The organism is Caproiciproducens sp. NJN-50 (genome assembly GCF_004103755.1).
Taxonomy (GTDB): Bacteria; Bacillota; Clostridia; order Oscillospirales; family Acutalibacteraceae; genus Caproicibacter.
Genome location: NZ_CP035283.1, coordinates 2,634,560 through 2,661,277, shown reverse-complemented (window position 1 = coordinate 2,661,277; position 26,718 = coordinate 2,634,560). Strand labels below are relative to the sequence as shown.

At 57.8% G+C, this 26,718-nt stretch carries 28 protein-coding genes; 17 read left to right on the top strand and 11 right to left on the bottom strand.

The genetic code is table 11. The annotated features are described in order from the left end of the window. Positions 1–43: 43 nt before the first annotated feature. The gene (locus EQM14_RS12925) at positions 44–946 is read left to right on the top strand and encodes a hypothetical protein (RefSeq protein ID WP_128743598.1); all 903 of its coding nucleotides are present in this window, start codon (positions 44–46) and stop codon (positions 944–946) included. Between the two features lie 8 nt (positions 947–954). Here EQM14_RS12925 and feoB read toward each other — a convergent pair whose 3' ends face one another. The 3 genes from feoB to EQM14_RS12910 are packed head-to-tail and all read right to left on the bottom strand — an operon-like array spanning position 955 to position 3,896. Continuing rightward, positions 955–2,793: a ferrous iron transport protein B gene (gene feoB / locus EQM14_RS12920; RefSeq protein WP_128743597.1), complete on the bottom strand. Its 1,839-nt coding sequence runs from the start codon at positions 2,791–2,793 to the stop codon at positions 955–957. 1 nt (position 2,794) lies between these two features. Further along, positions 2,795–3,316, bottom strand: coding sequence for a spore maturation protein (locus EQM14_RS12915; RefSeq protein WP_243112531.1), 522 nt, complete (start codon positions 3,314–3,316; stop codon positions 2,795–2,797). Next, positions 3,309–3,896: a nucleoside recognition domain-containing protein gene (locus EQM14_RS12910; protein ID WP_243112530.1), complete on the bottom strand. Its 588-nt coding sequence runs from the start codon at positions 3,894–3,896 to the stop codon at positions 3,309–3,311. The genes EQM14_RS12915 and EQM14_RS12910 overlap by 8 nt, the downstream gene beginning before the upstream one ends. 169 nt (positions 3,897–4,065) lie before the next feature. Here EQM14_RS12910 and EQM14_RS12905 point away from each other — a divergent pair, with 169 nt between their 5' ends. After that, positions 4,066–4,341: an AbrB/MazE/SpoVT family DNA-binding domain-containing protein gene (locus EQM14_RS12905; RefSeq protein ID WP_128743595.1), complete on the top strand. Its 276-nt coding sequence runs from the start codon at positions 4,066–4,068 to the stop codon at positions 4,339–4,341. 56 nt (positions 4,342–4,397) lie between these two features. After that, positions 4,398–4,880: an HD domain-containing protein gene (locus EQM14_RS12900; RefSeq protein WP_128743594.1), complete on the top strand. Its 483-nt coding sequence runs from the start codon at positions 4,398–4,400 to the stop codon at positions 4,878–4,880. Between the two features lie 61 nt (positions 4,881–4,941). Here EQM14_RS12900 and EQM14_RS12895 read toward each other — a convergent pair whose 3' ends face one another. Then, positions 4,942–6,120, bottom strand: coding sequence for a DegT/DnrJ/EryC1/StrS family aminotransferase (locus EQM14_RS12895; protein ID WP_128743592.1), 1,179 nt, complete (start codon positions 6,118–6,120; stop codon positions 4,942–4,944). Between the two features lie 259 nt (positions 6,121–6,379). Between EQM14_RS12895 and EQM14_RS12890 the strand changes: the two genes are divergently transcribed. Genes EQM14_RS12890 through EQM14_RS12880 form a run of 3 tightly spaced genes read left to right on the top strand, consistent with a single transcriptional unit; the run spans position 6,380 to position 9,428 of the window. Continuing rightward, positions 6,380–6,961, top strand: a complete 582-nt coding sequence (locus tag EQM14_RS12890; protein WP_243112529.1) for an acyltransferase — start codon at positions 6,380–6,382, stop codon at positions 6,959–6,961. Then, the gene (locus EQM14_RS12885) at positions 6,961–8,085 is read left to right on the top strand and encodes a DegT/DnrJ/EryC1/StrS family aminotransferase (protein WP_164919083.1); all 1,125 of its coding nucleotides are present in this window, start codon (positions 6,961–6,963) and stop codon (positions 8,083–8,085) included. The genes EQM14_RS12890 and EQM14_RS12885 overlap by 1 nt, the downstream gene beginning before the upstream one ends. A 23-nt stretch (positions 8,086–8,108) precedes the next feature. Then, complete coding sequence (locus EQM14_RS12880) at positions 8,109–9,428, top strand: nucleotide sugar dehydrogenase (protein ID WP_128743591.1); 1,320 nt, start codon at positions 8,109–8,111, stop codon at positions 9,426–9,428. Here EQM14_RS12880 and EQM14_RS12875 read toward each other — a convergent pair. Then, positions 9,425–9,667, bottom strand: coding sequence for a hypothetical protein (locus EQM14_RS12875; protein WP_128743590.1), 243 nt, complete (start codon positions 9,665–9,667; stop codon positions 9,425–9,427). The two genes, EQM14_RS12880 and EQM14_RS12875, sit on opposite strands and share 4 nt — an antisense overlap. Before the next feature lie 66 nt (positions 9,668–9,733). Here EQM14_RS12875 and EQM14_RS12870 point away from each other — a divergent pair, with 66 nt between their 5' ends. The 3 genes from EQM14_RS12870 to EQM14_RS12860 are packed head-to-tail and all read left to right on the top strand — an operon-like array spanning position 9,734 to position 13,173. Then, on the top strand, positions 9,734–10,834 hold the full coding sequence (locus tag EQM14_RS12870) for a Gfo/Idh/MocA family protein (protein ID WP_128743589.1): 1,101 nt from the start codon (positions 9,734–9,736) through the stop codon (positions 10,832–10,834). A gap of 12 nt (positions 10,835–10,846) precedes the next feature. Further along, complete coding sequence (gene wecB, locus EQM14_RS12865) at positions 10,847–11,938, top strand: non-hydrolyzing UDP-N-acetylglucosamine 2-epimerase (protein WP_128743588.1); 1,092 nt, start codon at positions 10,847–10,849, stop codon at positions 11,936–11,938. Beyond that, positions 11,935–13,173, top strand: coding sequence for a glycosyltransferase family 4 protein (locus tag EQM14_RS12860; RefSeq protein ID WP_128743586.1), 1,239 nt, complete (start codon positions 11,935–11,937; stop codon positions 13,171–13,173). The genes wecB and EQM14_RS12860 overlap by 4 nt, the downstream gene beginning before the upstream one ends. 55 nt (positions 13,174–13,228) lie before the next feature. Here the strand turns inward: EQM14_RS12860 and EQM14_RS12855 are convergent, their stop codons facing one another. From EQM14_RS12855 to EQM14_RS12845, 3 genes are all read right to left on the bottom strand, one after another. Beyond that, positions 13,229–14,509, bottom strand: coding sequence for a LysM peptidoglycan-binding domain-containing protein (locus tag EQM14_RS12855; protein ID WP_128744337.1), 1,281 nt, complete (start codon positions 14,507–14,509; stop codon positions 13,229–13,231). Positions 14,510–14,657: 148 nt separating this feature from the next. After that, entirely contained in the window at positions 14,658–15,101 is a 444-nt protein-coding gene (locus EQM14_RS12850; RefSeq protein WP_128743584.1) for a hypothetical protein, read from the bottom strand. A gap of 245 nt (positions 15,102–15,346) precedes the next feature. Continuing rightward, positions 15,347–16,081, bottom strand: a complete 735-nt coding sequence (locus EQM14_RS12845; RefSeq protein ID WP_128743582.1) for a M23 family metallopeptidase — start codon at positions 16,079–16,081, stop codon at positions 15,347–15,349. A 409-nt stretch (positions 16,082–16,490) separates the two neighbouring features. Between EQM14_RS12845 and EQM14_RS12840 the strand changes: the two genes are divergently transcribed. Then, the gene (locus EQM14_RS12840) at positions 16,491–16,679 is read left to right on the top strand and encodes a ferredoxin (protein WP_128743580.1); all 189 of its coding nucleotides are present in this window, start codon (positions 16,491–16,493) and stop codon (positions 16,677–16,679) included. A 258-nt stretch (positions 16,680–16,937) separates the two neighbouring features. Further along, positions 16,938–17,525, top strand: a complete 588-nt coding sequence (lexA, locus tag EQM14_RS12835; protein WP_326974785.1) for a transcriptional repressor LexA — start codon at positions 16,938–16,940, stop codon at positions 17,523–17,525. 4 nt (positions 17,526–17,529) lie between these two features. On the opposite strand, the gene EQM14_RS12830 is transcribed toward lexA, so the two are convergent. Genes EQM14_RS12830 through pap form a run of 3 tightly spaced genes read right to left on the bottom strand, consistent with a single transcriptional unit; the run spans position 17,530 to position 20,388 of the window. Continuing rightward, positions 17,530–18,108 (bottom strand): cyclase family protein, encoded by a 579-nt coding sequence (locus EQM14_RS12830; RefSeq protein WP_128743579.1) that lies wholly within the window; start codon positions 18,106–18,108, stop codon positions 17,530–17,532. Positions 18,109–18,125: 17 nt separating this feature from the next. After that, positions 18,126–18,818 (bottom strand): 5'-methylthioadenosine/adenosylhomocysteine nucleosidase, encoded by a 693-nt coding sequence (locus EQM14_RS12825; protein WP_128743577.1) that lies wholly within the window; start codon positions 18,816–18,818, stop codon positions 18,126–18,128. A gap of 58 nt (positions 18,819–18,876) precedes the next feature. Next, complete coding sequence (pap, locus tag EQM14_RS12820; RefSeq protein WP_128743575.1) at positions 18,877–20,388, bottom strand: polyphosphate:AMP phosphotransferase; 1,512 nt, start codon at positions 20,386–20,388, stop codon at positions 18,877–18,879. Between the two features lie 153 nt (positions 20,389–20,541). Between pap and ruvC the strand changes: the two genes are divergently transcribed. The 6 genes from ruvC (at position 20,542) to EQM14_RS12790 (ending at position 26,705) form a co-directional block, all read left to right on the top strand. Beyond that, positions 20,542–21,066 carry a crossover junction endodeoxyribonuclease RuvC gene (gene ruvC, locus EQM14_RS12815; RefSeq protein ID WP_128743573.1) on the top strand — a complete coding sequence of 175 codons (525 nt, stop codon included), beginning with the start codon at positions 20,542–20,544 and terminating at the stop codon, positions 21,064–21,066. Positions 21,067–21,076: 10 nt separating this feature from the next. Then, on the top strand, positions 21,077–21,688 hold the full coding sequence (gene ruvA, locus EQM14_RS12810; RefSeq protein ID WP_128743571.1) for a Holliday junction branch migration protein RuvA: 612 nt from the start codon (positions 21,077–21,079) through the stop codon (positions 21,686–21,688). 18 nt (positions 21,689–21,706) lie between these two features. Continuing rightward, positions 21,707–22,780 (top strand): Holliday junction branch migration DNA helicase RuvB, encoded by a 1,074-nt coding sequence (ruvB, locus tag EQM14_RS12805; RefSeq protein ID WP_128743569.1) that lies wholly within the window; start codon positions 21,707–21,709, stop codon positions 22,778–22,780. Positions 22,781–22,855: 75 nt separating this feature from the next. Continuing rightward, a complete protein-coding gene (locus tag EQM14_RS12800; protein WP_128743567.1) occupies positions 22,856–24,277 on the top strand; it encodes a potassium/proton antiporter in 1,422 nt (473 codons plus the stop codon). A 93-nt stretch (positions 24,278–24,370) separates the two neighbouring features. Further along, the gene (glmM, locus tag EQM14_RS12795) at positions 24,371–25,720 is read left to right on the top strand and encodes a phosphoglucosamine mutase (protein WP_128743565.1); all 1,350 of its coding nucleotides are present in this window, start codon (positions 24,371–24,373) and stop codon (positions 25,718–25,720) included. Positions 25,721–25,841: 121 nt separating this feature from the next. Further along, positions 25,842–26,705 carry a class I SAM-dependent methyltransferase gene (locus EQM14_RS12790; RefSeq protein WP_128743563.1) on the top strand — a complete coding sequence of 288 codons (864 nt, stop codon included), beginning with the start codon at positions 25,842–25,844 and terminating at the stop codon, positions 26,703–26,705. Positions 26,706–26,718: the final 13 nt, after the last annotated feature.

Here is a 26,718-nt window from a genome sequence, read left to right as displayed (position 1 = left end):
TTTGATTTATAATCAAGATGAAAACTTCCGATGAGGAGGGTTTATGATGGAGAATACGGTTTATCCCGGCCGGAAGCGCAGGTTCGGCGACCGCTATGATTCGTTCCGCATCCGCAAAGAGGATCCGTTTTTCGCGGTGATTCCGCACGTGATGAAGAACAGGACGGGCAGTATGGTCTTTTTCGAGGAAAAAGTTGAGATCACTCATCTGGAACAGTTTATCCGGCGGATGCGCAGGGAAACCGGGATGAAAGATCTGAGCACCCTGCATGTCGTCATGGCCGCGGCGGTGCGCCTGATCGCCCTGCACCCCGGGCTGAACCGGTACGTATCCGGAAGAAAGCTCTACGCCAGAAACCAGATCGCCCTCTCGATCGACGTGAAAAACACCATGAGCGAGGCGGGGCAGGATACAGCCGTGAAAACGCTCTTTTCCCCTGCGGATTCCCTGGAGGACATCTGGAGAAAAATTCACACCGGGATTGAAGAGGTCAAAAGCTCCGCGCAGAACAACGGAACATACCGCACGGCGGAGCTTTTGAGGCGTCTGCCCGTTCGTTTTCTGCGTTTGGTCGTGTTCCTTCTGTGGCGCATGGACGAGGCGGGGCTTATGCCCCGGGCAATTCACCGCGTTTCTCCGTTTCACGCGAGCGCTTTTGTGGTCGACATCGGCTCCACGGGAATCGGTTCCGTCTACCACCATCTTTATGATTTCGGATCGTGCTCCATCTTTCTTTCCATCGGAAGAAAGGAAACTTCGCTCCGGATGGGGCGCTATGGGGCCGTGAAGCCGGTCAGGACGATCAACTTCCGGTTCGTTGTGGACGAACGGATCTGCGATGGATATTATTATGCCCAGGCGATGCGCCATTTTCGCCGGATCCTGAGACACCCCGACGTTCTGCTCACTTCCCCGTCCGCGGCGGTGCCGGACCCCTGGCTGTAGGAGGAGCGCTAAGGGTGCAGTCTCTGGAACAGCAGCGCGAGCTGATAAAACAGCGCGGAGGCATACCAGGCGGTCGCGAATTGATAGAACGCGCTGAACACGGCGAGGCGCAGGCCCGATTCCCGGCGGATCGCCGCGAGCGCCGCGGAGCACGGGGTGTAGAGAAGGATGAAGATCAGGTAGGAGCAGGCGCTCGCCGGGCTGAACAGCACTTTCAGCCCGGCGGCGGGGTCGCCGGCACAGAGAACGCCGTATGCCCCGACGATCGATTCCTTCGCGACAAGGCCGGTCAGAAGCGCGACGGCCTGTTTCCAGCCCCCGAAGCCGCACAGGGTGAAAACCGGCGCGACGGCGTGCCCCGCCAACGCGAGAAGACTGCGCGAACTGTCCAAAGTCATGTGAAAATCAACCGAAATGGACTGCAGAAGCCAGATCGCCACGGTCGCGAGAAAAACGGTCGTTCCGGCGCGGCGGAGGAAATCCCGCACCCGCCGGCCGACGTGCTTCCGGATATTGCCGGGCGTCGGAAGACGGTAATCCGGCAGCTCCATCAGAAACGGGGCGGGTTCGCCGCGCAGCACGGTGCTTTTGAGGAAGACGGCGGAGAGAAGCCCCATCAGGACCCCGAGCAGGTAGATCAGGAACATGGCGGCCGGCTGGCGGCCCGCGAAAAAGACGCCGAGGAACAGGGAGTAGACCGGCATTTTCGCGCTGCAGGACATAAACGGGGTAATCAGCACGGTCAGGCGCCTGTCTTTTTCGCTTTCCAGAATCCGCGTGCCCATGACCGCCGGGACCGTGCATCCGAATCCCATTAGCAGGGGAACGAACGAGCGCCCGGAAAGCCCGATTTTTCTCATCGGCGCATCCATAATGAAGGCGGCGCGGGCCATGTATCCGCTGTCCTCCAGAAAAGAGAGCAGCAGGAAAAGGAGGGCGATCTGCGGCAGAAATTTCAGAACCGCCCCCACGCCGGCGAGAATTCCGTTCAGAATCAGGTCTTTCACCCAGAAGGAGACTCCGGCGGCTTCCAGAAAAGTGCCCAATGTCCGGGACGCCGAGTCGACCAGAAGCCCCATAACTTGTACTAGGGCATTTCCCACGGTGCCAAAGGTCAGCGCGAAAACCGCCAGGACGATCAGCAGGAAAAGGGGAATGGACAAGTACCGGTCTGTGGCGATCCGGTCGATCCGTTCGGTAACCCTGTGGACGACTTCGGCGCCCGAGACGGTTTTTGAAACAATGTCATGAATCCGGCGGTAACGGGCCTGGGCCGACTCGAGGTCGGGGTCCCGGACTCCGGGGGCGGGCCGGATGGGCCGCGCCGCCCGCACGGGTCCGTCCGGCGTCCGGGCGGCTGTTTTCAGCAGCGCGGCGGTGCCGGTCCCGCGGGTCGCGCAGATCGGCACGACCGGGACTCCGAGAAGGACCGAAAGCAGGCGGCAGTTCACTTTGCCGCCGCGCCGGGCGAGCGCGTCCGTCATGCTGAGCGCCGCGACGACGGGAATTCCAAGCTCCAGCAGCTGTGTGGTGAGGTACAGGCTCCGCTCCAGACAGGTGGCGTCGATCACATTCAGAATCAGATCCGGCTTTTCCTCGCGCAGAAAGTTTCCCGCGAGCGCTTCCTCCGGCGTGTAGGGCACAAGGGAATAGATCCCGGGCAGGTCGACGATATGAGCGCTCCCACTGTCCCATTTGGCGGTGCCGCTCTTCTTTTCCACCGTGACGCCCGGCCAGTTGCCGACCGTGGCGCTGGAGCCGGTCAGGCGGTTGAACAGCGTCGTTTTCCCGCAGTTCGGGTTCCCGGCCAGGGCCCAGACCGGTGCGGACCTCAGCGTCCGTTCCATATCACGAAAAGAGCAGCCGCACCGTCAGGGCCGAAACGATGCAGACGGTCAGGTCGGCCGTCAGCGCGGCGGGGATGGTGTGGCGGGTCTTCCTGATGCCGACAGCTCCGAAATAAACGGCAATGGCATAGAAGGTTGTCTCCGTCGATCCGGACATCACCGACGAGACGCGCCCGATGAAGCTGTCCGGCCCGTAATCCTGAAAAATACGGAAGAGAACGGCTGTGGAACCGCTGCCGGAGATCGGCCGGATCAGCGCGAGAGGCATCGCCTGTTTCGGCAGGCCGATCCAGTTTGCAACGGGAGCCAGAAGCGAGGAGAGAAGATCCAGCGCGCCGGACGCGCTGAGCATGGAAACGGCCATGATCAGGCCGATCAGCGACGGGAGGATCGAAACGGTGGAGCGCAGGCCTTCTTTGGCGCCCGAGACAAAAGTGTCGAAGACCGGAACTTTCCGAATGAATCCGAACAGGATGATACAAAAAACGACGGCAGGCATCACGAAAATCCCAAACTTATCCACCGGAAAAACCCTCCATCAGCTTTGCCGCCGTCAGTCCGACGATCACGGAACAGACGGAGGTGATCCAGACTGCCGGCAGGATGTCAAACGGCGCGGCGGAGCCGTACTGGGCTCTCATGGTTCCAAGAAATGTGGGGATCAGCTGGATGGAAGCCGTGTTCAGAACGACAAACGTCGCCATGGAATTGTCCGCGGTCTGCGTCGGATTGTTCTTTTTCAGCTCTTTCATGGCGGCGATCCCCAGAGGCGTGGCGGCGTTGCCCAAGCCGAGCAGATTTGCCGTGATGTTCATGCACATCGCTTTGACAGCGGGTCCGCCCGGCTTGCAGTCGGGAAACAGCAGGCGCATGATCGGATTCAGCGCCTTCGACAAAAGCGCTGTCAGCCCGCCTTCGTCGGCGATTTTCATCAGGCCGGTCCAGGCGCACATCATGCCGGTCATGGTGAGCACCAGGGTCACCGCGTCGGAGGCGCCGCTTAAAACGGCGCCGGAAAGCTGTTCCATTCTTCCGGTGATGACGGCGCAGATTACACTGAAAAGAATCATGCCGGCCCAGATGTAATTTAACAGTTTGTTCATCCCCTCGCTGAAAATCAACTGTATAATTACTATTCGTGACTGAATTTCAATATTATTGATTCAATGAAAAGTTTTTCAGTGTAACCAATTGACAAATATGGAAAATTATACTATAATTTTTCCGTTCAGGCGAAAAAACGACCGTATTTGGTGAAAGGAAGTACTTTTATTGAAATCAACAGGAATCGTGAGGAAAGTTGATGAATTGGGCCGCATTGTGCTGCCGAAAGAGCTGAGGGTGACTTTGAATATAAATGAAAAGGATCCTCTCCAGATATTCGTTGACGATGATAATCGGATCATTCTTCAAAAATATGAACCTGCATGTATCTTCTGCAGCGGAATGAATGGGATTATCAGTTTTGGAGGGCATAATATTTGCCGTGACTGTCTTGAGAAACTGGCAAAAAAAGCGGGGGAAGAGTCGAAGAAAGCCGATCTCTGAATCCTTTTTCTGCCGGTGATTTTTTTGGCCGCTGGCTACCGAGAGGCGAAAACGGTATGGTTCTTTCCGAAGGAGAAAAGGCGTATTTTAGTGAGTGTGTTGCCGAGCTGCTTCGTTCGGACCTGGTTCGGCAGATGGACGCCTTTGTTCAGCATGCCGATGTGTCCTGCCTTGACCACTGTATTTCCGTTGCTTACACCAGCTTGTGGCTGAGCAGCCGCCTGGGGATCTCCGTGGACCGCCGGAGCATGATCCGGGGTGCCTTGCTGCACGATTTTTTTCTGTACGACTGGCATGAAAAAAACGGCAGGAAGGGATTGCACGGGTTTACACATCCCCGAACGGCGCTGGAAAACGCGCAGCGGCAATTTATTTTAAATGATCTGGAAAAGAATATCATCCTGCGGCACATGTGGCCGCTGACGCCGATCCCCCCGAAATACAGGGAGAGCTTCATTGTCAGCTTTTCAGATAAATTCTGTTCCGTTGTGGAAACGCTTCGGCTGTGCGGGCCGGGGCGGACAGCGGCCGGCAAATAAAAAAGGGTTTTCCCGGCGGGAGAACCCTTTCGTTTTGCCAGGGTGCCGAAATACAGCGGCACTATTTATGATAGGTCTCGACGATGTCGCGCACGGCGGCCACGACGTAATCCGATTGTTCTTCCGATAAACTCGGATAAAGCGGCAGCGAAACGATGCGCTCAAAGTGCTTTTCCGTGCTTGGGAAATCTCCCTTTTTGAATCCGTACCGCTTGGTATAGGCGCTCATCTCCGTCACCGGGATGAAATGCACGCTGGTGCCGACGTTTCGCGCGTTCAGCTCCACGATGAAGCGGTCGCGGTCAATGGTGAGGAGCTCGGGGACGATCCGCAGGACGTACAGGTGCCAGGAATGCTCTGCGTAATCCGGAACAAACGGCGGTTCCACCGCGTCGATTTTGCCGAATTCGCGCTGGTATTTCTCTGCGATTGCGAGACGCCTCGCCTGCATTTCTCCGATGCGGGAGAGCTGTACGAGACCAAGCGCGGCCTGGATGTCGAACATGTTGTATTTGAAACCGGGCTCACAGATATCGTACCGCCATGTGCCGCCCTTCGCATAGCGGTTCCAGGCGTTGTGGCTCATTCCCTGTCCGGCCCAGATGCGCGCTTTCGCGTCGATGTCGTCGCTGTCGGTGACGAGCATGCCCCCTTCTCCGGTCGTCAGGTTCTTTGTCGCATAAAAGCTGTAGGAGGCGGCTCCTTTTAGGCCGTTTCCGATCAGGCGGCCTTTGTAGCGGCTCTCCAAAGCATGCGCGGCGTCCTCCGAAACAAACAGGCCGTGCCGGTCGGCGAGCTGATAGATGCGGTCCAGGTCGCAGACCTGTCCGCTGTAATGGACCGGGACGACCGCTTTCGTCTTTTTGGTGATTTTCTTTTCGATTTCCTGCGGGTCGATGCAGCCGGTCTGATAGTCGATGTCGGCGAACACCGGCGTCGCGCCGCAGTGGAGGATGGTGTTTGCGGTGGAAGCGAACGTCATCGGCGTTGTGATGACCTCGTCCCCCGGGCCGATTCCGGCGGATAAAAGCGCCACGTGAAGGGCGGCCGTGCAGGAATTCATGGCGACCGCATGCCTGGCGCCCAGATGTTCCGCAAATTCCTGCTCGAATTTGACGGTGCGCGGGCCTTTCGCAACCCAAAGGGACTTCAGAGTTTTTTCCACTTCATCGATCTCAGCCTGTGTCAGGTCCGGAAGATTATATGGGATAAAAGCATCCCTTTTCTGAAAATCATTCATACTGTATCCTTTATCCTGCTTTCTTTATATTTTTTCTAAATAATCTGATTATCATGCCGGAAAACTCAAAAGATACCAATAATATAGTACGATTCCCTGATAATGTCAATCAATGGCTGATTCCGGGCCGGCGATGATTGACTATGAGGACGCTTGGGGCTATAATATACAGGTTAAGCGGCATGTTGCCGCCGACATGCCCCGCTGCGGAAGCGGAAGGGACCGTGGACCATATTTCTATAGAAACGGTGGCTTGTCTGTGAAGGAATCTGAAAAATATTTCGCCCATCCAAGCGCCTGTGTGGACGAGGGCGCCGAAATCGGGGCAGGGACGAAAATCTGGCATTTTTGCCATATCAGCGGCGGCTGCAGCGTGGGCGGCGGCTGCACCATCGGCCAGAATGTGTTTATCGCGCCCAATGTCAAAATCGGGGATTACTGCAAAATCCAGAACAATGTATCCGTTTACGAGGGTGTTGAGCTCGGCGATTATGTTTTCTGCGGGCCGTCCATGGTGTTTACCAACGTGCAGCGGCCGCGCTGCCGTTACCCGCAGCGGGGAACGCAGTTTTACGCCCGCACCCCTGTGGGGGACGGCGCGAGCATCGGCGCAAACGCAACGATCGTCTGCGGGCACCGCATCGGCAGGAATTCGTTTATTGCGGCGGGCAGCGTTGTGACGAAAGACGTGCCCGACCACGCGATCATGATGGGAAGCCCGGCCCGTCAGCATGGCTGGGCCTGCGAATGCGGGGAAAAGCTGAGCGAGGGCCTCGTCTGCCCGAAGTGCGGCAGAAAATATGTGGAAGGCGAAAACGGCCTGAAGGAGGAACGAAAATAATGCAGCTTGCGTTTAACGATCTCGGCGCTCAATACCGCCGTTTAAAGAAAGAAATCGACGCCGGCATCGCCGGTGTGATCGAGAGTTCCCATTTCATTTCCGGTCCGCAGGTGGAGCAGCTGGAACAGGAGCTTGCCTCCTATGTTGGGAGAAAATACTGCGTTTCTGTCGGCAGCGGCACGGACGCGCTCCTGATGCCTCTGATGGCGGAAAAAATAGGACCGGGCGACGCGGTGTTCGTTCCCGCGTTCACTTTCTTCGCTTCCGCTGAGGTCGTCAGCCTGTGCGGGGCGACTCCCGTGTTCTGCGATTCCGATCCGGAGACGTTTAATCTGAGCCCGAAGTCCCTGGAAATGCAGATTGCAAAGACCCTGAAAAACGGAAAACTGAAACCCAAAGCGGTCATCGCGGTTGATCTGTTTGGTCAGCCGGCGGATTTCCCCGCGATCGAGGCGGTCTGCGAGCGGCACGGTCTGCTCCTGATTGAAGACGCCGCGCAGGGATTCGGCGGCGCGATCGGGGAGAAAAAGGCCTGTTCGTTCGGCAAATACGCGGGAACCAGCTTTTTCCCGGCCAAGGCGCTTGGCTGCTATGGGGACGGCGGCGCGGTTTTTACCGACGATGAGGAAGCCTGTCAGCTTCTCCTGTCCCTGCGCGTGCATGGCAAGGGAAGCTTTAAATATGAAAATGTGCGCATCGGGCTTAACGCCCGCCTCGACACCCTGCAGGCGGCGATCCTGCTGCCGAAGCTGCACGCGTTCGACGAGGAGAACGAGCATCGCAGGCGGGCGGCGGCCCAATATGAAAAGCTTCTGGGAGGCCGATTCCGCACGCCGGTGATCAAAGACGGATTTTCGTCTGGTTTCGGGTATTACACTCTGAAAGCGGAGAACCCTCAGGAGCGGACGAGAATACTGGACGGGCTGAAAGCGAAAGGCATCCCGGCGATGGTCTACTATCCGAAGCCGCTTCATCTCCAGAAGGTGTACGAGCCTTTGGGGTATCGCGCGGGTGACCTGCCGGATGCGGAACGGCTCTGCGACATTGTTTTCAGCCTGCCGATGCACGGGTATATCACGGACGAGGAGATCGGCATGGTCTGCACGGCACTCAAGAATCTTTAATTTGACGGAGCGAGGAAAATAAAATGTCGAATGTAAAAAAGGAACTGTTGGATAAAATTGAAAAGAAAACAGCCGTGGTCGGCATTGTCGGGCTCGGCTATGTCGGGCTTCCGCTCGCCGTCGAGTTTGCCAAAGCGGGCTACCGGACGATCGGGTTCGACGTTCAGGCGAAAAAAGTGGAATCCGTAAACGGGGGCCACAATTATATCGGCGATATCGTCGGCGACACGCTGAAGGATATGGTGGAAAGCGGAAAGCTCTCCGCGACCTCAGACTTTTCGTTCATCGAAGGGGTGGACGCCGTGGCGATCTGCGTGCCGACCCCGCTCGACAAATATCAGCAGCCGGATATCAGCTACGTCAAGGGCTCTGCGGAATCCGTAGCCAAATATGCCCACGGGGGCATGCTGGTCATCCTGGAATCCACCACGTATCCGGGCACGACCGAGGAACTTCTCAAGCCGATTTTTGAGGCGAACGGCCTGACCTGCGGCGAGGATTTTTACCTTGCGTTCTCCCCGGAGCGCGTCGACCCGGGCAACAAGCAGTACAAGACGAAAAACACCCCGAAGGTGGTCGGCGGCGTCGGTTCCGATTCCACGACGGTCGCCGCGGCGCTTTACCGCAGCGTGCTGGCCGGCGGGGTTTTTGAGGTTTCCTGCCCGGCTGTGGCGGAAATGGAAAAGCTGCTGGAAAACACCTACCGCAACATCAACATCGGCCTCGTCAACGAAATGGCGATCATCTGCCACCGCATGGGGATCAACGTCTGGGAGGTCATCGAGGCCGCGAAGACAAAGCCCTACGGCTTTCAGGCGTTTTATCCGGGCCCGGGTCTCGGCGGCCACTGCATTCCGCTCGATCCTTTCTATCTGGCGTGGAAAGCCCGCGAGTACGACTACCACACACGGCTGATCGAAACCTCCGGCGAGATCAACACGGGAATGCCGGAATATGTGGTGCAGCGCGCGATGGAGGTCCTGAACCGGGACAAAAAGGCGATGAACGGCGCGAAGGTGCTGGTCCTCGGTGTCGCTTATAAAGCCGATATCGACGATTACCGCGAAAGCCCGGCGCTCAACGTGGTTGACCTGCTCATCTCCAAGGGAGCGGACACAACGTTTTTTGACCCATATATTCCGGAATATAAATATAAAGACAAAGTCCACACCGGCGCGAAGGAACTGACGGACGAAATGCTGAAATCGTCGGACATCGTCATTCTCTGTACGGCCCATTCGTGTTTTGACTATCCAAAGATTCAGGCGCTTTCGCAGGAAGTGTTCGACACCCGCAACGCGATGAAGGATGTCGAGAACCGTTCCAACATCGAGCTGCTTTAATTAAAATCCCCCGGCTTTCCGGCGAAAGCGGGGGATTTTTCAGGCAGCGTGACGCTGCACTCACCGGCCCGCCGTTCAGACTGTGGAAGGAATCGCTTTGTTTGGCGGGACGGGTCGGGGATACTTCCGCAGGCACTGCCCGCCTGTTTCGGCCCGTCGTTCGGTTTGTGGAAGAAAATGGACTTGTCCGGCGGGACGGTCTGAGGAAATTCCCGGCGGCGGACTTTTTTCACCGCCATGCCGATATTTCTGAATAGGAAATGTATTAGGGATGCAAGATAGTAAATGAAAAACAGGTGATTGTAATGAAAAAATACCGTTTTATCCTGATCGGCTGCGGCCGGATCTCCAAAAATCATATTGCCGCGGCTGCGGCCAACCAAGATATCATGGAGCTTGCCGCCGTCTGTGATCCGATGGCGGAAAAGGCGGAACAGAAGGCGGACGACTGTCAAAAGGCCGCCGGCTACCGGCCGAAGGTGTATGCCGATTACCGCAAGGCCCTTGAGGAACTGGAAATCGATTGCTGTTCCATTGCGACGGAGAGCGGCTACCATGCGCAGATCGCGCTGGAGTGCATCCGCGCGGGCAAAAACGTGCTGGTGGAAAAACCGATGGCTCTTTCCACCAAAGACGCCGAGCAGATGCTCAGCGAAGCGAAGGCGCACGGCGTGACGATCGGCGTCTGCCACCAGAACCGGTTCAACGCGCCGGTGCGGGAACTGCACAAAGCGCTGGAGGACGGCCGGTTCGGCAAACTGGTCAGCGGCACCGCCCGCGTCCTGTGGAACCGCTCGATGCCCTATTACGAACAGGCGCCGTGGCGCGGCACATGGGCGCAGGACGGCGGGACGCTGATGAATCAGTGCATCCACGGAATCGACCTGCTGCAGTGGAGCCTGGGCGGAGAACCGGATACCATTATGGCGATGACCGGGAATTATCTGCGGGACATCGAGGCGGAGGATTTCGGATCGATTCTGATCCGCTTTAAAAACGGCGCGATCGGCATTGTGGAGGGGACCGCCTGCGTTTACCCAAAGAACCTGGAGGAGACACTCTCCCTGTTTGGGGAGACCGGCACGGCTGTGATCGGCGGACTCGCGGTCAACCGCATCCAGACCTGGAATTTCGCATCTCCCGCCGCGCAGGACGCGGAGGTGGAAAAGCTGGCCGGAACAGACCCGAAGGACGTGTACGGCAGCGGCCATAACGCGCTCTATCGGAACTATATCGAGGCGGTCGACAGCCACACTTCTCCGCTGGTCAGCGGAGAAGAGGGAATCAAGGGGATGAAGATCATCCTGGCGGCCTACAAGTCCCAGAAGACGGGCCTGCCGGTAAAATTCGACAGCCTTGAATTTTCAACGCTCGATATGACGCATAAAGACGTGCGGGTCAACTGAGGGGAGCCGATCATGAAACTGGTAACCGTAGTCGGCGCGAGGCCGCAGTTTATCAAGGCTTCCGTGGTTTCGATGGCCCTTGCGAAGGTCTGCGATGAGGTCATCATCCACACCGGGCAGCATTATGACCGCAACATGTCGGACGTTTTCTTTCAGGAGCTGAATATTCCGAAACCGGCATACAACCTCGGCGTAGGAAGCGGCACCCACGGGAAGCAGACCGGCGAAATGCTGATGAAGATTGAAGAAGTGCTGTTTCGGGAAAAACCGGACGCGCTGCTTGTTTACGGGGACACCAATTCCACGCTGGCGGGCGCGCTGGCCGCCGCCAAGCTCCATATTCCCGTTCTGCATGTGGAAGCGGGGCTTCGTTCTTTCAACCGCCGGATGCCGGAAGAGCTGAACCGTGTTCTGACGGACCATATCTCCGATCTATTGTTCTGCCCGACGGAAACGGCTGTCCGGAATCTGGCGAAAGAAGGCGTGACGGCGGGCGTGTACAACAGCGGCGACGTTATGCTGGATTCCGTTCTCCATTTTTCCAAATTAGCACAGGGGAATCCGGAGAAGACGGCGATTTTTGAGCAGCTCGGCATCGAGCCGAAGCAGTACCGTCTGGCGACGCTGCACCGTGCCGAAACGACGGACGGAGGGCTCACGGCGATTGAGCGGATTTTCCGCGCGTTTGAACGCCTGCCGCAGAAAGTCGTCCTTCCGATTCATCCGCGCACCCGTGCGCTGGCGGAGCAGGCCGTTTCGCAGTGCGGTTTCCATAACATCCAGCTGATCGATCCGGTCGGCTATCTGGAAATGCTGCTGCTGACCTCCAATGCCTGCCAGGTCCTGACCGATTCCGGCGGCCTGCAGAAAGAGGCCTGGTTTTTAGAGGTGCCCTGCGTTACGCTGCGGAGTGAAACCGAGTGGGTGGAAACTCTCGCCGGAAACTGGAACGTGCTGTCCGCGCTGGAAACGGAAGAAATCTATGAGAAAGCGGTCAATACAAAAGTGGATCCCGGAGCGCGGACGAAGCTGCCGTTCGGCGACGGGAACGCCTCGGGCAGAGTCGCGGCCGCAGTTGCGCGAATGGGGGAAGGCGCGGCGTGAACATTCTCTATATCAATCACTACGCGGGCTCCCGGCTTCACGGAATGGAATTCCGCCCCTGGTTCATGGCAAAGCGCTGGGCGCAGGACGGGCACAATGTGACCATCGCGGCCAGCTCCTATTCGCACCTGCGCACAAAGAACCCGGATCTTCAGGGAAAGAAGTTCGATGAGCAGATGCTCGATGGAATCCGCTATTTCTGGATTGCCGGTCCGGAATATCATGGAAACGGAATGGGCCGGGTCAAGAATATGCTGTCGTTTCTCAGCGGGCTGTACCGCGATCAAAAAGAACTCGCAAAGGCTGGCGCGCCGGACGCGGTCATTGCCTCTTCCACCTATCCCCTGGATATTTACCCGGCGTATCATATTGCAAAAAAATATGGGGCGTCATTAATCTACGAGGTGCATGACCTTTGGCCGCTCAGCCCGATCGAGCTTGGTGGAATGAGCCCGAAGCACCCGTACATCCGTGTGATGCAGGCGGCGGAGAACTACTGCTACCGCCACAGCGACCGCGTGGTTTCGCTTTTGCCGAACGCGAAGGAGCACATGGTGGAGCACGGCATGGCTGCGGAAAAATTTGTCTATGTGCCGAACGGGATCGAAAAGGCCGACTGGGAGAAGCCGTTCGGGGAGCCTCCGGTCTACAGCGAACAGCTCTTCCGCTTTCACGAGCAGGGGGAATTCCTGATCGGATACGCCGGCGCGCACGGGATCGCCAATGCGCTTGACAGCTTTGTGGAGGCCGGGGAACTGCTCTGCGGCAAAAAAATCCGCCTTCTGCTGATCGGGCCGGGGCCGGAGCGCGAGCGGCTGATTCAGAAGGCGAAGGATAAAAAGCTGGAGGACGTGGTCACGTTCCTGCCTCCGGTCGGGCGCGGGCAGATCCCGGAGCTCCTGAGCCAGATGGATGCGCTGTACATCGGTCTGCAGCGCCAGCCGCTGTTTCGGTTCGGCGTCAGCCCCAACAAGCTGATGGACTACATGATGGCGGGAAAGCCCGTCATCTTTGCGATCGACGCGCCGAACGACATGGTGGCCGAAGCGGGATGCGGCGTTTCGATCCCGCCGGAGGACAGCGCGGCCATCGCGCGGGCGTCGGAAAAGCTGTCGTCCTGCACGAAGGAAGAGCTGGAGGAAATGGGCTGCCGCGGGCGGGAGTATATTCTCCGGAATAACGAGTACGATGTGCTGTCCCGGAAATTTTTAACGGCACTGCAGGGCCGCCTTTAAACGCCCTGCACAAATCGAAACGGTCCGGCTGCGATTTTGCGGCCGGACCGTTTCATTACAGCACTTTGGTGACATCGAAAAGAGAAGAAAGCACCAGCCAGTTTTGAGAGAAGTAACTGTTGGCCGTCCAATAGCTGACACCGGCAAGGCCATACCGGTGGGCAAGCTCCAGTTTGGCGCGGATGCTCCGGGCATCTTCAAACCATACGGTGTGCTTTTTGCCGTCAGAGGAATAATAATCAAAATGGGGCGACTGCGCTTCTTCATCGAAGAGAATATGGGAACCGACCTGGGCGGCAAGTTCCACGGCGCCGGGATTTGTCAGGGAGCGGGCGGATGTCCCGCGCACGAAGGGGAGGGTCCAGTCGTAGCCGTAGTTGGGAATTCCCATCAGGATTTTTTCCGGAGGAATCACGGAGACCGCGTACTTGATCACTTGTTCCACCAGATTCAGCGGTGCGACCGGGCGCGCCGGGCCGTAGGTGTATCCCCATTCGTAGGTCATCAGAATGACGTAATCCGCCAGGTCCCCGTGAACGGGATAGTCATGTGCCTCATACAACAGGCCGGTCTGCTCCGCGCTGGTTTTCGGCGCGAGAGACGTGAGGACGATGTAGCCCAGCGGATGCAGCTTTTCAACGGTTTTCCGAAGAAAGCTGTTGTAGCTTTCCCTGTCTGCGGGATAGATATATTCGAAATCGATATTCAGCCCGTAATAATTCTTTTGCTGCATCGTCTGCACGATATTGTCGAGAAGAGTGTCCTGAACCTGAGGACTGGACAGGATCGCATCGGCGACCTCGCTGCTGAAGCCGCCCTCCGGGCGCATGTTGGTGACCACCATGATCGGCGCCGTATTCTGCGCGCGCGCGGCGCTGATCACGGCTTCGTCCTCGATCGGCGTCAGCGAGCCGTCCGCCTTTGCCATGTAGCTGAAGATGCTGGCGAAGGTCAGGTGCGGCAGCGTGCGCTTCAGCGTGTCGAGGTCGACCCCGGGGTAAACGTAGCCGTTGGTGATGATCGACCCAAGCTTCTCCGATGTGACCGGTATGGTCAGCACCTGCCCCGGCTGGATCAGCGACGGATCGGTGATCTGAGGATTTGCTGCGATCAGCTGATCGGCCGAAATTCCGTATAATGCGGAGATGGAATAAAGGGACTGGCCGGACCCGACCGTGTGTTCCACGCGGTCCGTCATCAGCACCACAGCCTGGCCGACCACAAGCTGCCGCGGGTCGCTGATCTGGTTGTCTTCAAGAATCTGCTGTTCAGGTATGCCGTACAGCCGGGATAACTGGTAAATGCTGTCCCCGGGCCTGATTCTGTAAATCACCATGCCGATTTCACCTTCAATATAGAACATTTCTGTTTTCTTTCATGTATATGATATGGCGGGCGGGGGAATCACTGTTTTCTGAAAATACGGAAAAAACAGAATCGCCGCGGCGTACCGCAGCGATTCTGTGATCTATTTCACGATCTGATTAATTCTGGTAAATTAATTTTTTTGTCTGCCCGCCGCTGTTTTTAACAGGGCAGATGTTGTAAATCGTCCCGTCCTTGGCTACCATCGAAACCGGAATATGCGGCAACAGCTTATGTATGATCTCCACGAATCCATTGACCGGCGCCTCCGCCATACCCGTGACGATGTGCATCGCTTGAATACTTTTTGCGTATCCTGCCGCCATCAGCGGCGCGTCATCGTGAAAATAAACGGACATTTCGGCGTCTGAGCCCTTTGCAGTCTGACGAAGATATTCCAATTCCTCGCAATCGGCGTCGAAACCTGCGGAAGTAGGCTGAACACACAGTACTTGAAGCGGGACGGACTGGCTGTCGGAAATCTTTTTTCCCGCGCGAATCAAGCGGTCACAGTCGCGCTGACCGGTTACGCAAACAAGGACGGCTGCCTTGCCTTTTTTCAAATTTCTGCCTCCTTATCAAGCAGTTTGAATCCAATTCCCTTACCATTATAGCAGGATCGTTTCCGATTATGAAAACAGATTCTGTATAAATGTTGAACATATTGTGAACAGAATGCAGCTTAAAATTTGTCTGTATTCACTTACAGACTCATTATATCATAATTTGCCGGCAGTTTCAAATCATTTTTGATATTCGGCCGTCTTCGGATCATAAGTAATCCGGCGCCCAGGCGGACGCCGGATTTTTATTTCAGTATGGTCAAAGGATCAACATATTCTCCATTCACTTTTGTGACAAAGTGCAGATGGGATTCTTCATCCGCCTCAATCGGGACCGTGCCGACCGTGCCGATGACCTGTCCGGATTCAATTTTGTCCCCGGCCTTCACTTTCATTTGATCCAAACCGCAGTACCAGGCTTCCACGCTGCCGTGTGTAATAATGACGATATTTCCGTATTTGTCGTCTTTATAGGTCTTGGTTACCGTGCCGTTTGCGATTGCTTTTACATCTTCTCCCTTTTCTGCGCTCAGGTCGACTCCCGTGTGGGCGCGCCAGTCGAGCGTCGTTTTACAGTAGACCGGGTCGGCGCTGAACTTTTGGACAACCGTTTTTCCAACCGGGAAGGAGTAGGATGTTACTTCGGCAGCCGTGGGCTTGTCGGGGACCGAAGACGTTTTCTGAGGCTTCGATTCCGCCGGCTTTGACGAAGCAGCCTCCGGGGCGACGGATGAAACCTCCGGCTGCGAGGAAGCTTCGGGTTCTCCATATACGCCGCTGACCGTATTGTTGGCGGGCGCCGTGCTCTGGACCGGTTCACTCTGCGATTTATCCTCCGGCGTCGCGTAATTTACCACACTGTCATAGGTCGTCCAGGCCGCTACGCCCACGGCAATCAGGCAGACCCCAAGAGCGATATAAAAACCTTTTGAAGATCCTTTGCGGCCGTTTTTTTGAATATGCAAATTCAATTCTGCCACCTCCGAACCTATTTTGACCACATAAACGGTCCGATATTCGGAAAAGGCAGAAGTCGGAGGAATTTTTTTCAGAGATGGATTAATAAAAGGCGCGAATCAAACCCGAAAAGGGACCCGGTCGTTTCCGATCGGGTCCGATTTCATTAGCTTGAGGGGTATATTGAGGAGGGTAGAACATGAACCAAAGAGTGGTGCGGCTCCAACTCCTTGATTACGTCTATATTATATCTTCCATGCACAAAAAAGTTGTGAATGGGCTGTGAATACCTTATGAATTTTTTCCAAAAAACATTTGAACGGACTGGCTCTTTTTTACAGAAGTGCCGCGTCTGCCTCCGCAGGTCCCCGCTGTATTTTATCGGAGGGAAACGGAAACCATAAAGATATCTTTTCGAAAGGAGACTGGTTCATGAAAGCAAGTCTTGACAGAAGCGGCTGTATTTCCTGCGGCTTATGCCCACAAACATGCCCGGAGGTTTTCCGCATGGGAGACGACGGGATTGCGGAAGTCTATCAGGAAAATGTGCCGGAGGGCTCGGAGGGCAAAGCGGTCGAAGCACAGGAGGGCTGCCCCGTATCGGTCATCACGGTAAAGTAAGAGAGTGGCGGACGGCCCCGACCGGCTGTCCGCCATTTTGCTTTTTGCCGTCATACATGCAAAACGCCGCTGTAGCCGGCGCTTTGCAAACATTTGTTTCCACTTTCCGTGATAGTATGGTATAATAATCTCACGGCGTAGACCGAAGAGGAGCTTCCGGCGCCTGAGGGAACATTGCCCGTGAACGCGGGCTGAGCACGTGTTTTGCGGCTTTTCGGTTCACGGTGTGACAACGTCAAAAAGGAAGGTGGGTTTGCGGTGCTGACCAAGAGTCAACAGAAGGTTTATGATTACTTAAAAGGCAGAATGGAGAACGGCCTGCCGCCGACCGTCAGGGAAATCTGCCGGGCGACGGGTTTAAAGTCGACTTCCAGTGTTCATGCGCATTTAAAATCACTGGAGGAAATGGGGCTGATCACCCGCGACCGGGGGCTGAACCGCGCCATTCACCTCGCAGGGGAACAGACGACCGTACAGGTGCCGGTTTTGGGGCGCGTCGCTGCGGGAAACCCAATCCTTGCCGTGGAGGAAATCGAGGGATATCTGCCGTTTTCCCCGGCCAAACGGGCGGGGGATGAAGAGTATTTCGCCCTGAACGTGAAGGGCGAAAGCATGAAGGACGCGGGGATTCTTGACGGCGATCTCGTTGTCGCCGTCAAGACGCAGACGGCGCTCGACGGGGAGATCGTCGTCGCCCTGATCGAAGATGAGGCGACGGTGAAGCGCCTGTTCCGCGAGAGGGACCGCGTTCGCCTTCAGCCGGAAAATTCAGCGTTTGAGCCGATCTATTCAAAAAACGTTCAGATCCTGGGGAAGGTCGTTGCGGTATACCGCTTTTATCGGTAGGCGTTCAGCCCCATGCCAGAACGGCCCGGACGGGGGCGGCCTCCGCGCCGGCCAGCAGCAGCGGCAGGGCGATCAGCCGATAGCCTCCCGGCTGTACGGCGGTCAGGTCCAGTCCTTCCAGAATCGGAATCCCGGCGCCGAGCAGCTCCGCGTGAGGGCCTTCCTCGTCGTCCGGAGCGCCGATGCTCTGCGCGTCCGTTCCGACCAGCAGGACACCGGCCCCGACGAGCGCGAACGCCGCGCTTTTGGATAAAAAAGCCTCTCCGTTCCCTTTCAGCAGGAGCCGGTCCCCGCTCTTCGGCGCCAGCCGGTCGATGTCCGCCCCGGTTACGATGCCCTGAGCCGGAATGACCGTGCAGGGGCCGACGCAGCGCGAAAGGTCCAGCTTGTCGATGGAGTCTCCGCCCGGAATGAAATGGAGCGGCGCGTCCAGATGGGTGGCGCTGTGGCAGCAGGCGTAAAAGCCGGAAAGATTGCAGTCGTCCCCCAGCTCCATCCGGCGCACGATGTCCCGGTACGGAACCGGGTCGCCCGGATACGGGGGAGAGGAGAACAGCTCTCTGGTGATGTCGATCAGTTCCATCCGCTGCTCCTCCTTTGTTAAATCCTGGGGAGAAAATTCTTTATCAGCAGCGTGAGTTCCCGCGCCGAGCGGCCGGCAAACGTCGTAAAATCCGTCGCCGCCTGTTCGTTCGCATTGTCGGAAATCGCGCGGATTACGACAAAATCCAATCCGTTCAGATAGCAGACCTGTGCGATGCTTCCGCCTTCCATTTCGCAGGCGACGGCACCGAATTCGTCCGCGATGCGGCCGAGCCGTTCCGAGTCGCAGACGAACTGGTCGCCCGTGGCGATCACTCCCGTATGTATTTTTTCCGGCGTGAAAACGGATTTGGCCGCCGCCGCGGCCAGCTCCGTCAGTCTGGGGGAAGCCGGGATGCGGATGATGTCCGGCCCGCTCAGAAATCCCTTTTCGTCGCCGAGCGCGGTCGTGTCCATGTCGTGCTGGACCAGCGCGCTGGAGACGACCACATCGCCGATCTTCACCCCGGCGCCGGTTCCGCCCGCGACCCCGACGTTCAGCAGCGCGGAGGGGCGGTACCGCAGGATCATGGTCTGGGCGCAGACGGCGGCCGCCACTTTTCCGATCCCGCATCGGGCGACCGCGCATTCGACTCCCTCGATGAGTCCCCTGTGATAAACGATCCCGCTGACGGTTTCCGTTTTGCGCTCCGGCATCAAATCGAGCAGGTCCTGCACTTCGACCTCCATTGCCCCGATGATTCCGATCATTGAAAAACACCTCCGATTTCTGCTTCTGTTTTGATGATACGTTGTTTCCTGCGAAAAATCAATCCTCTTTTTTGCCGTGCGGGCGCTTTTCACCGCACCGTTCCCGGATGGCGTCCGTGATCAGGTCCAGAGTCTGGATCCGCCCGAATTTTTTATCCTGCGATTCGATGATATGCCACGGCGCGTATTTTACCGATGTGTATTTCAGCATGTCGTTGACGCAGATTTCGTACTGGTCCCATTTGCTGCGGTTGCGCCAGTCCTCGTCCGTGATCTTCCAGTTTTTCTCGGGGCTGTTTTGGCGGGCCTGAAAGCGGCGGAGCTGCTCGTCCTTGTCGATCTGAAGCCAGAATTTCAGGATCACCGCGCCCCAGTCGGCGAGCTCGCGCTCGAATTCGTTGATTTCGCGGTAGGCGCGCCGCCAGTCGCTCTCGGTACAGAAGCCCTCCACGCGCTCCACCAGAACGCGGCCGTACCACGTCCGGTCGAAGATGGCGATATGCCCGTCGCGCGGAAGGTTCTTCCAGAACCGCCAAAGGTAATGCCGGGCCGCCTCGTCCGGGGTCGGGGAGGCGATGGGGACGACCTGATATCCGCGCGGGTCGAGCGCCTTTGCCACGCGCCGGATGGTTCCGCCCTTTCCGGCGGCGTCCCAGCCCTCGAACGCGAGGATGACCGGTATTTTTTTCAGGTACAGTTCGCTGTGCAGCTCGCGAAGCAGATTCTGGTCCTCCTCGACCCGCCGGTGGTATTCGTCTTCATCCATCGTGCGGTCCAGTGAAACTTCGGACAGCTTCGGCATCGTCAGAAAGGGATAAGAGCCGGGCCGGATGGGCCCTTCGGCGGCCCTTGCTTCGGGGCCTGGGTTCAGCGCTTCCGTGACCCGCGCGATGACGGTCTCAAAAACATCCAGCGCCGCGGCCCGGCGGTTCATGCCGGAGAGCAGGTGCCAGGGGACGGCCGCCGTATTTGTATAGCCGATCATCTCATTGAATGATTCGCAGTATTTTTCATACTGCCGGTTCCGTTTCCAGTCCTGTTCGGTCACGCGCCATTGGGTGTTTCGGTCCTTCGCCAGCTTTTCGAAGCGCTCTTTCTGTTCCTTCCTGCTGATGTGCACGAAGAACTTGATGATGAGATACCCTGCGTCCGTCAGCTCGCGCTCTAGGGTGTTGATGCTGTTGAGCCGGCGAGTCAGCTCTTCGGCGCTCATATCTTCTTCCAGCCGGGCGGTGGAAACGTCCATATACCAGCTGCGGTCGAGCACGGAAAAATCCCCGGCCTTTGGGATGAAGTTCCAGTACCTCCACAGAACCGGCTTCCTCCGCTCCAGTTCCGTCGGCCGCGTCACGGAATGCACCCTGCACCAGCGCGGGTCGAGATTCAGGATCAGGTCGGAGATCAGCTCGCCCTTTCCCGCCGCGCCCCAGCCTTCGAACAGGACGATGACGGGCAGCTTCTTTTTCCGCACCTGCTGCTGCAGGATGGAAAGGCGTTCCCGAAGCTTTTTGGAGCGGGCCTTGTATTCCTCTCTGGAAACGCTCTTTTTCAGATCTATTTTTTCAAGCATGGAACGCACCGTCCTTTTTTCTTTATTATACGCCTTTTATCGGCGTTTAAAAGGAAGACGCCGCACATCCGTTCAAATTCATGGCGCGGTATTCCATCGGCATGGCATTTGTGATATAATAAAACGAATATTTTCCGGAAGGGAGGCGGCGCGATGGTGATCCTCGGAATCGACCCGGGATATGCGATCGTAGGCTATGGCCTCATCAGGGCGGAACGGGGAAGGTTTGTTCCGCTGGAACACGGCGCCGTGGAAACCCGCGCCGGAGAGGATTTCTGCGTGCGGCTTGAGAGCATCTACGACGGGCTATGCGCCGTCATGAGAAAATGGAAGCCGGACGCGGTGTCGATCGAGAAGCTCTATTTTCAGAACAACCAGAAAACCGCGATCGGCGTGGCGGAGGCGCGCGGCGTCATCCTGCTTGCCGCCCATCAGTCGGGCGCGCACATTTTTGAATACACCCCCCTGCAGGTCAAGCTGGCGGTGACCGGATACGGTCAGGCGAAGAAACCGCAGGTGATGGAGATGACCCGGCGTCTGCTCTGCCTGAAGGAAGTTCCGAAACCGGACGACACCGCCGACGCGCTGGCGATGGCGGTCTGTCACGGTCAGGCGGCCGGGTCGGCCACAAGGCGGGCGATGCTTTCGGGCGGGATTTCGCTTCGGAACCGGTCGTAACGGAGGAATCATGATTTACAGTGTCAAAGGGACCCTGACCCATATGGAACCGGGGATCGCCGTGGTCGAGTGCGGCGGCGTGGGGTTCAAATGCTTTACTTCCCTGAATACGCAGCGGGCCCTGCCGCAGATCGGCGCGCAGGCGAAGCTGTTCACCGTGCTGAACGTCCGGGAGGACGCGCTCGATCTGTTCGGATTTTCCACCCAGGCGGAGCTGAGCTGTTTCAAAATGCTGACCGGCGTTTCCGGCGTGGGGCCGAAAGCCGGTCTCGCCATTTTATCGGAATTGAAGCCGGAACAGGTCGCGGCGTCCGTCGCCACGGGCGACAGCAAAACGCTGACCCGGGCGAGCGGGGTCGGACCGAAGCTTGCGCAGCGCATCTGCCTGGAGCTCCGCGACCGGGTGCGCGACCTCGGCGGAACGGAGGGGACGATCACGTCTGCCGCGGGCGCCGTTTCCGCGTCTTCGCATGCGGCTGCGGCGGTGGAGGCGCTTTCCGTGCTGGGCTATTCGCCTTCGGACGCGTCCGCCATCGTCGCGCAGTTTGACAGCGCCCTGCCGGTCGAGGAGCTGATCCGCCTCTCGCTGCGCACGATTGACGCTGGAAAACAGGGGGGCTGACGGGGAGGAGGCTGAGGAATGGCATACACGGATCACGAGAAAGATAACGAAAACGAATACGATTTTGAGAACCGCGTCGTCGCCCCGGAGTATGAGCCGGAGGACGCTGAGGTTGAAAATCCCCTGCGCCCCAGAACCCTCGCGGAGTACATCGGCCAGGAAAAAGTCAAGGAAAATCTCTCCGTTTTTATCGAGGCGGCCAAACAGCGAAAGGAAAGCCTGGACCACGTCCTGCTTTACGGTCCGCCCGGCCTCGGGAAAACGACGCTGGCCGGCATCATCGCGAACGAGCTCGGCGTAAATCTGCGCATCACCTCGGGGCCCGCGGTCGAAAAGCCGGGCGACCTGGCGGCGATCCTGACAAATCTGAGCCCCGGAGACGTGCTGTTTATCGACGAGGTTCACCGGCTTTCGCGCAGCGTGGAAGAAATCCTGTACCCCGCGATGGAAGACTTCGCGCTGGATATCATCACGGGCAAGGGACAGATGGCGGCTTCCTACCATCTGCCGCTGCCGCGCTTCACACTGGTCGGCGCGACGACCCGCGCCGGTCAGCTCAGCGCGCCGCTGCGGGACCGCTTCGGCGTGGTGCTGCGCCTGGAGCTGTATACGCCGCAGGAGCTGGCGCGGATCGTCACGCGCAGCGCGAAAATTCTTGGAATCCCGATCGAGGCGGACGGCGCGCTGGAGATCGCCTCGCGCTCGCGCGGGACGCCCCGCATCGCGAACCGGCTGCTCAAGCGGGTGCGCGACTTTGCGCAGGTCATTTCGGGCGGCACCATCACATGCGAATCGGCCCGGATCGGCCTGGACCGGCTGGAAATCGATGCGCTCGGGCTGGATGCGAACGACCGGAGGATGCTCCGCGCGCTGATCAAATTTTACAACGGCGGCCCGGTGGGGCTGGAAACGCTTGCGGCCGCCATCGGCGAAGAGGCCGTCACGATCGAGGATATCTATGAACCGTATCTGATGCAGATTGGATTTTTGAACCGCACGCCGCGCGGACGCTGTGCGACCGCGGCGGCTTATGAGCACTTGGGGCTTGAATTTGCCGGCAGGGAAGATCCGGGCCAGCAAAAACTGTTTTAAACAAACTTGATTCATATAAATAATATAAAAAAAGGAAGCGAAGCCGGAAAATGAACTAGAGAAGAAGGTGTAAGAATGACAATATGGATGATTGCGTTCTCGGCAGTTGTCATTGCCTGCATTTTATCCAGCAAACTGCTTTACCGCTTCGGGATCCCCACGCTCCTGATCTTTCTTGTTTTAGGCATGCTGTGCGGGTCCGACGGCGTATTGGGATTTGAATTCGATGATTACGGCCTTGCGAAGAATCTTTGTTCCATCGGCCTGATGCTGATCATGTTTTACGGCGGCTTTGGCACGAAATGGAAAGTGGCGCGGCCGGTGGCCGTCCCCGCGCTGATGCTTTCCACGGCCGGCGTGGCGGTCACGGCCGTCCTGACCGCTTTGTTCTGCGCCACCGCTTTACGCATGCCGTTTCAGGAGGGAATGCTGGTCGGATCCGTCGTCGCCTCGACGGACGCGGCCGCGGTGTTCGCCATTCTGCGGTCCAGGAGCCTGAACCTCAAGGGAGGTCTGGCGTCGCTGCTGGAGCTTGAGAGCGGAAGCAACGATCCGTTTGCCTATCTGATGACCCTGACGTCGATTCAGGCGATGACGTCGGGAGGCGGGCCGATCGGGATTCTGCTGGTCAAACAGATCGCCGTTTCGGCGGTTTTGGGGTTTGCGCTGGCCTTCGCGTCGTCGCTTTTCCTGCGCAGGGTCCGCTTTGAAATCGAGGGGCTGTACCCCATCTTCGTCCTGGCCATCGCGGCTTTTTCCTATTCGTTCTGCGAGTGGCTCGGCGGAAACGGCCTCCTTTGCGTATATCTGGTGGGGATTGTTCTGGGAAACAGCAAAATTCTCTACAAAAAGTCGCTGGTCCATTTTTTCGACGGGGTGTCCTGGCTGATGCAGATCCTGCTGTTTTTCATGCTGGGGCTGCTTTCGTTTCCCTCCCACTTCCCGGCGGTCCTTGGAAAGGGAATCCTGCTTGCGCTGTTCCTGATGGTGGTGGCACGGCCCGCGGCGGTCTTCGCCATTCTGAGCTGGTTCCGGTTTTCGTTCCGGCAGATGCTGCTGGTTTCGTGGGTCGGCCTCCGCGGCGCGGCTTCCATCGTGTTTGCGATTTACGCTGTTTCCTACATTGCCGGCCTGAAAAACGATATTTTTCATCTGGTCTTCATTGTTTCCCTGCTTTCCGTTGCGATTCAGGGCTCCCTGCTGCCTGCGGTTTCAAAAAAACTTGGGCTGGTCGACTATGAAGCGAGTGTCACAAGAACCTTTAACGACTATGTGGATGATTCGGGAACAAAGCTGCTCGAAATCAGGGTGGAAGAAGACCATCCTTGGGCGGGACGGTCGATCATGGAGGCGGATCTCCCGGAGGAGATCCTTGTGGTCATGATCCGGAGGGGCGGCCGCGTGCTGGTCCCGAAGGGCTTTACCCAGATACTGCCGGGGGATATTGTGGTGGTCAGCGGGAACACGCTTGACAGCGTGATGCAGTACGCGACATAATAAACAGAAAACAGTGAGCCCCGCGCAAAAGCGCACTGACAAAAATGAAATCGAGCCTGCCGGTTCGGACAGGTTTCATACAGGAGAGATTTTATGGGCAGATTATTTGGAACGGACGGGGTCCGCGGAATTGCGAACAGCGAACTGACCTGCGAACTCGCCATGAGCATCGGAAGGGCGGCCGCGATGGTGCTGACCGACAGCGCCCACCGCCATCCGAAAATACTGATCGGCAAGGACACCCGCCTGTCTTCCGACATGCTGGAAGCGGCCATGACCGCCGGGCTTTGCAGCGTGGGCGCGAACGTCGTCCGGCTCGGAGTCGTTCCAACCCCGGCAGTCGCGTTTCTGGTCGGGAAATACAAGGCGGATGCCGGCGTCATGCTGACAGCCTCGCACAACCCCTGTGAATTCAACGGGATCAAAATATTCAGCGGCGACGGATACAAGCTGCCGGATGCGCTGGAGGAACAGATCGAGTCGATCGTTCTGGACCACGCGATCCAGCCATCCTGCCCGGTGGGCGGAGCGGTCGGAAGCGTGTCGGATGCCCCGAACACCGTGCGTGACTATGTGGATCACATTAAATGCACCGTGCCGTTTGCGCTGACCGGCATGAAGATTGCGGTCGACTGTGCCAATGGTTCCGCCAGCCGAACGGCGGAACTGCTGTTTTCTGAACTGGGCGCGGAGTGTCATATGCTTTCGGACCATCCGGACGGGATCAACGTCAACGACGCGTGCGGGTCCACCCACATGGAAAATCTGATGCGCTTTGTCGGTGAAAACCATCTGGACGCGGGGGTCGCGTTTGACGGGGACGCAGACCGCTGCCTTGCCGTGGATGAGAACGGCCGCCTGGTGGACGGCGATTTTCTCATGGCGATCTGCGCGGCCGATCTGAAATCCCGCGGCAAGCTGGCGAAAGATACCGTGGTGGGCACCATCATGACAAATATGGGCTTCAACCGTTTCTGCGCGGACGACGGCATCAAGTTTGAGGCGACGAAGGTCGGCGACCGGTATGTGCTGGAGGAAATGCTGCTGGAAGGTTACAACTTCGGCGGCGAGCAGAGCGGCCATATTATTTTCCACGATTTTGCCACGACCGGCGACGGACAGCTGACGGCCGCCCAGCTTCTCAGCATCCTGAAACGGAGGGAGGCAAAGCTTTCAAGCCTTGCGACCCTGATGACGCGTTACCCGCAGGTGCTGGTCAACGTCGAGGTAAAGCCGGACGGAAAGCTGCGCTTTTACACCGATCCGCAGGTCAAGGATTCGGTGGAGTCCGCCAAAAAAAGGTTTGGAAACAGAGGCCGGGTCGTGGTCCGCCCGTCGGGCACGGAGCCGCTGCTCCGGGTGATGGTCGAAGGGGAGGACGAAGAGGAGATCGCTCAGGTCGCGAATTCCATCGCGGGTGTTCTCCGCGACCGGCTCGCCTAGAGAGATATCAATGACTTGTAGACCGTCGAAAATCGTGCAAGGAAAGCGTAGCCAACGCAGCAAGCAGAATTGCAAAGCAATTTACGGTTGCGCGATTTCCCGGCAGTCTGAGGAGATTGGATTGAGAGTTGCAGACTGGAAGGACTATGAACTGATCGACGCCTCCGGAGGAGAACGGCTGGAGCGGTGGGGAAAAGTGATCCTGATCCGCCCGGACCCGCAGGTCCTGTGGGATACGCCGAAGAAAGACCCTCTGTGGGATAAGGCGGACGCCCGCTACCGGCGTTCCTCCGCCGGAGGCGGAAGCTGGCAGGTGCTCCGGAGCGTGCCGCCCGTGTGGAACATCCGCTACGGGGACCTTACGTTCCGCCTGAAAACGATGGGATTTAAACACACCGGGATTTTTCCGGAACAGGCCGTCAACTGGGATCTTGTCATGGATCTGATCCGGAAGGCGGGCCGCCCGGTCCGGGTCCTGAACCTGTTCGGCTACACGGGCGCGGCGACGCTTGCCTGCCTGAAAGCCGGGGCCGGGGTCTGCCATGTGGACGCATCCAAGGGGATGGTTTCCTGGGCGAGGGAAAACGCGGAGGAATCCGGCCTTTCGGACCGACCTGTGCGCTGGCTCGTCGACGACTGCCAGAAATTCGTCCGCCGCGAGCAGCGCCGGGGCAATACCTACGACGGGATCATCATGGACCCGCCCTCCTACGGCCGGGGGCCGGGCGGGGAGGTCTGGAAGCTGGAGGAACAGATTTACGCGCTGGTCGGGGAATGCGTGCCGCTGCTTTCGCGCGATCCGCTGTTTTTCCTTTTAAATTCGTACACCGCGGGGCTGTCCCCTGCGGTCATGGAATATATTCTGGGCGTTTTGGTCAATGGGCGCTTCAAAGGGAGACTATCCTCCGGAGAGATCGGACTGCCCGTCACGCGGAGCGGGCTGGTTCTGCCGTGCGGAGGCACGGCGGTATGGCGGGCGGATTGAATCGGGAAAGGGA

Coding starts and splice junctions, on each gene's coding strand:
- glmM (WP_128743565.1), top strand. CDS start 24,371: ATGGGCAGATTATTTGGAACGGACGGGGTCCGCGGAATTGCGAACAGC.
- EQM14_RS12900 (WP_128743594.1), top strand. CDS start 4,398: ATGGTTCTTTCCGAAGGAGAAAAGGCGTATTTTAGTGAGTGTGTTGCC.
- EQM14_RS12870 (WP_128743589.1), top strand. CDS start 9,734: ATGAAAAAATACCGTTTTATCCTGATCGGCTGCGGCCGGATCTCCAAA.
- EQM14_RS12925 (WP_128743598.1), top strand. CDS start 44: ATGATGGAGAATACGGTTTATCCCGGCCGGAAGCGCAGGTTCGGCGAC.
- EQM14_RS12880 (WP_128743591.1), top strand. CDS start 8,109: ATGTCGAATGTAAAAAAGGAACTGTTGGATAAAATTGAAAAGAAAACA.
- pap (WP_128743575.1), bottom strand. CDS start 20,388: ATGCTTGAAAAAATAGATCTGAAAAAGAGCGTTTCCAGAGAGGAATAC.
- EQM14_RS12910 (WP_243112530.1), bottom strand. CDS start 3,896: ATGAACAAACTGTTAAATTACATCTGGGCCGGCATGATTCTTTTCAGT.
- wecB (WP_128743588.1), top strand. CDS start 10,847: ATGAAACTGGTAACCGTAGTCGGCGCGAGGCCGCAGTTTATCAAGGCT.
- EQM14_RS12855 (WP_128744337.1), bottom strand. CDS start 14,509: ATGGTGATTTACAGAATCAGGCCCGGGGACAGCATTTACCAGTTATCC.
- EQM14_RS12885 (WP_164919083.1), top strand. CDS start 6,961: ATGCAGCTTGCGTTTAACGATCTCGGCGCTCAATACCGCCGTTTAAAG.
- EQM14_RS12875 (WP_128743590.1), bottom strand. CDS start 9,667: ATGGCGGTGAAAAAAGTCCGCCGCCGGGAATTTCCTCAGACCGTCCCG.
- ruvB (WP_128743569.1), top strand. CDS start 21,707: ATGGCATACACGGATCACGAGAAAGATAACGAAAACGAATACGATTTT.
- ruvA (WP_128743571.1), top strand. CDS start 21,077: ATGATTTACAGTGTCAAAGGGACCCTGACCCATATGGAACCGGGGATC.
- EQM14_RS12840 (WP_128743580.1), top strand. CDS start 16,491: ATGAAAGCAAGTCTTGACAGAAGCGGCTGTATTTCCTGCGGCTTATGC.
- EQM14_RS12895 (WP_128743592.1), bottom strand. CDS start 6,120: ATGAATGATTTTCAGAAAAGGGATGCTTTTATCCCATATAATCTTCCG.
- EQM14_RS12825 (WP_128743577.1), bottom strand. CDS start 18,818: ATGATCGGAATCATCGGGGCAATGGAGGTCGAAGTGCAGGACCTGCTC.
- EQM14_RS12800 (WP_128743567.1), top strand. CDS start 22,856: ATGACAATATGGATGATTGCGTTCTCGGCAGTTGTCATTGCCTGCATT.
- EQM14_RS12830 (WP_128743579.1), bottom strand. CDS start 18,108: ATGGAACTGATCGACATCACCAGAGAGCTGTTCTCCTCTCCCCCGTAT.
- feoB (WP_128743597.1), bottom strand. CDS start 2,793: ATGGAACGGACGCTGAGGTCCGCACCGGTCTGGGCCCTGGCCGGGAAC.
- ruvC (WP_128743573.1), top strand. CDS start 20,542: ATGGTGATCCTCGGAATCGACCCGGGATATGCGATCGTAGGCTATGGC.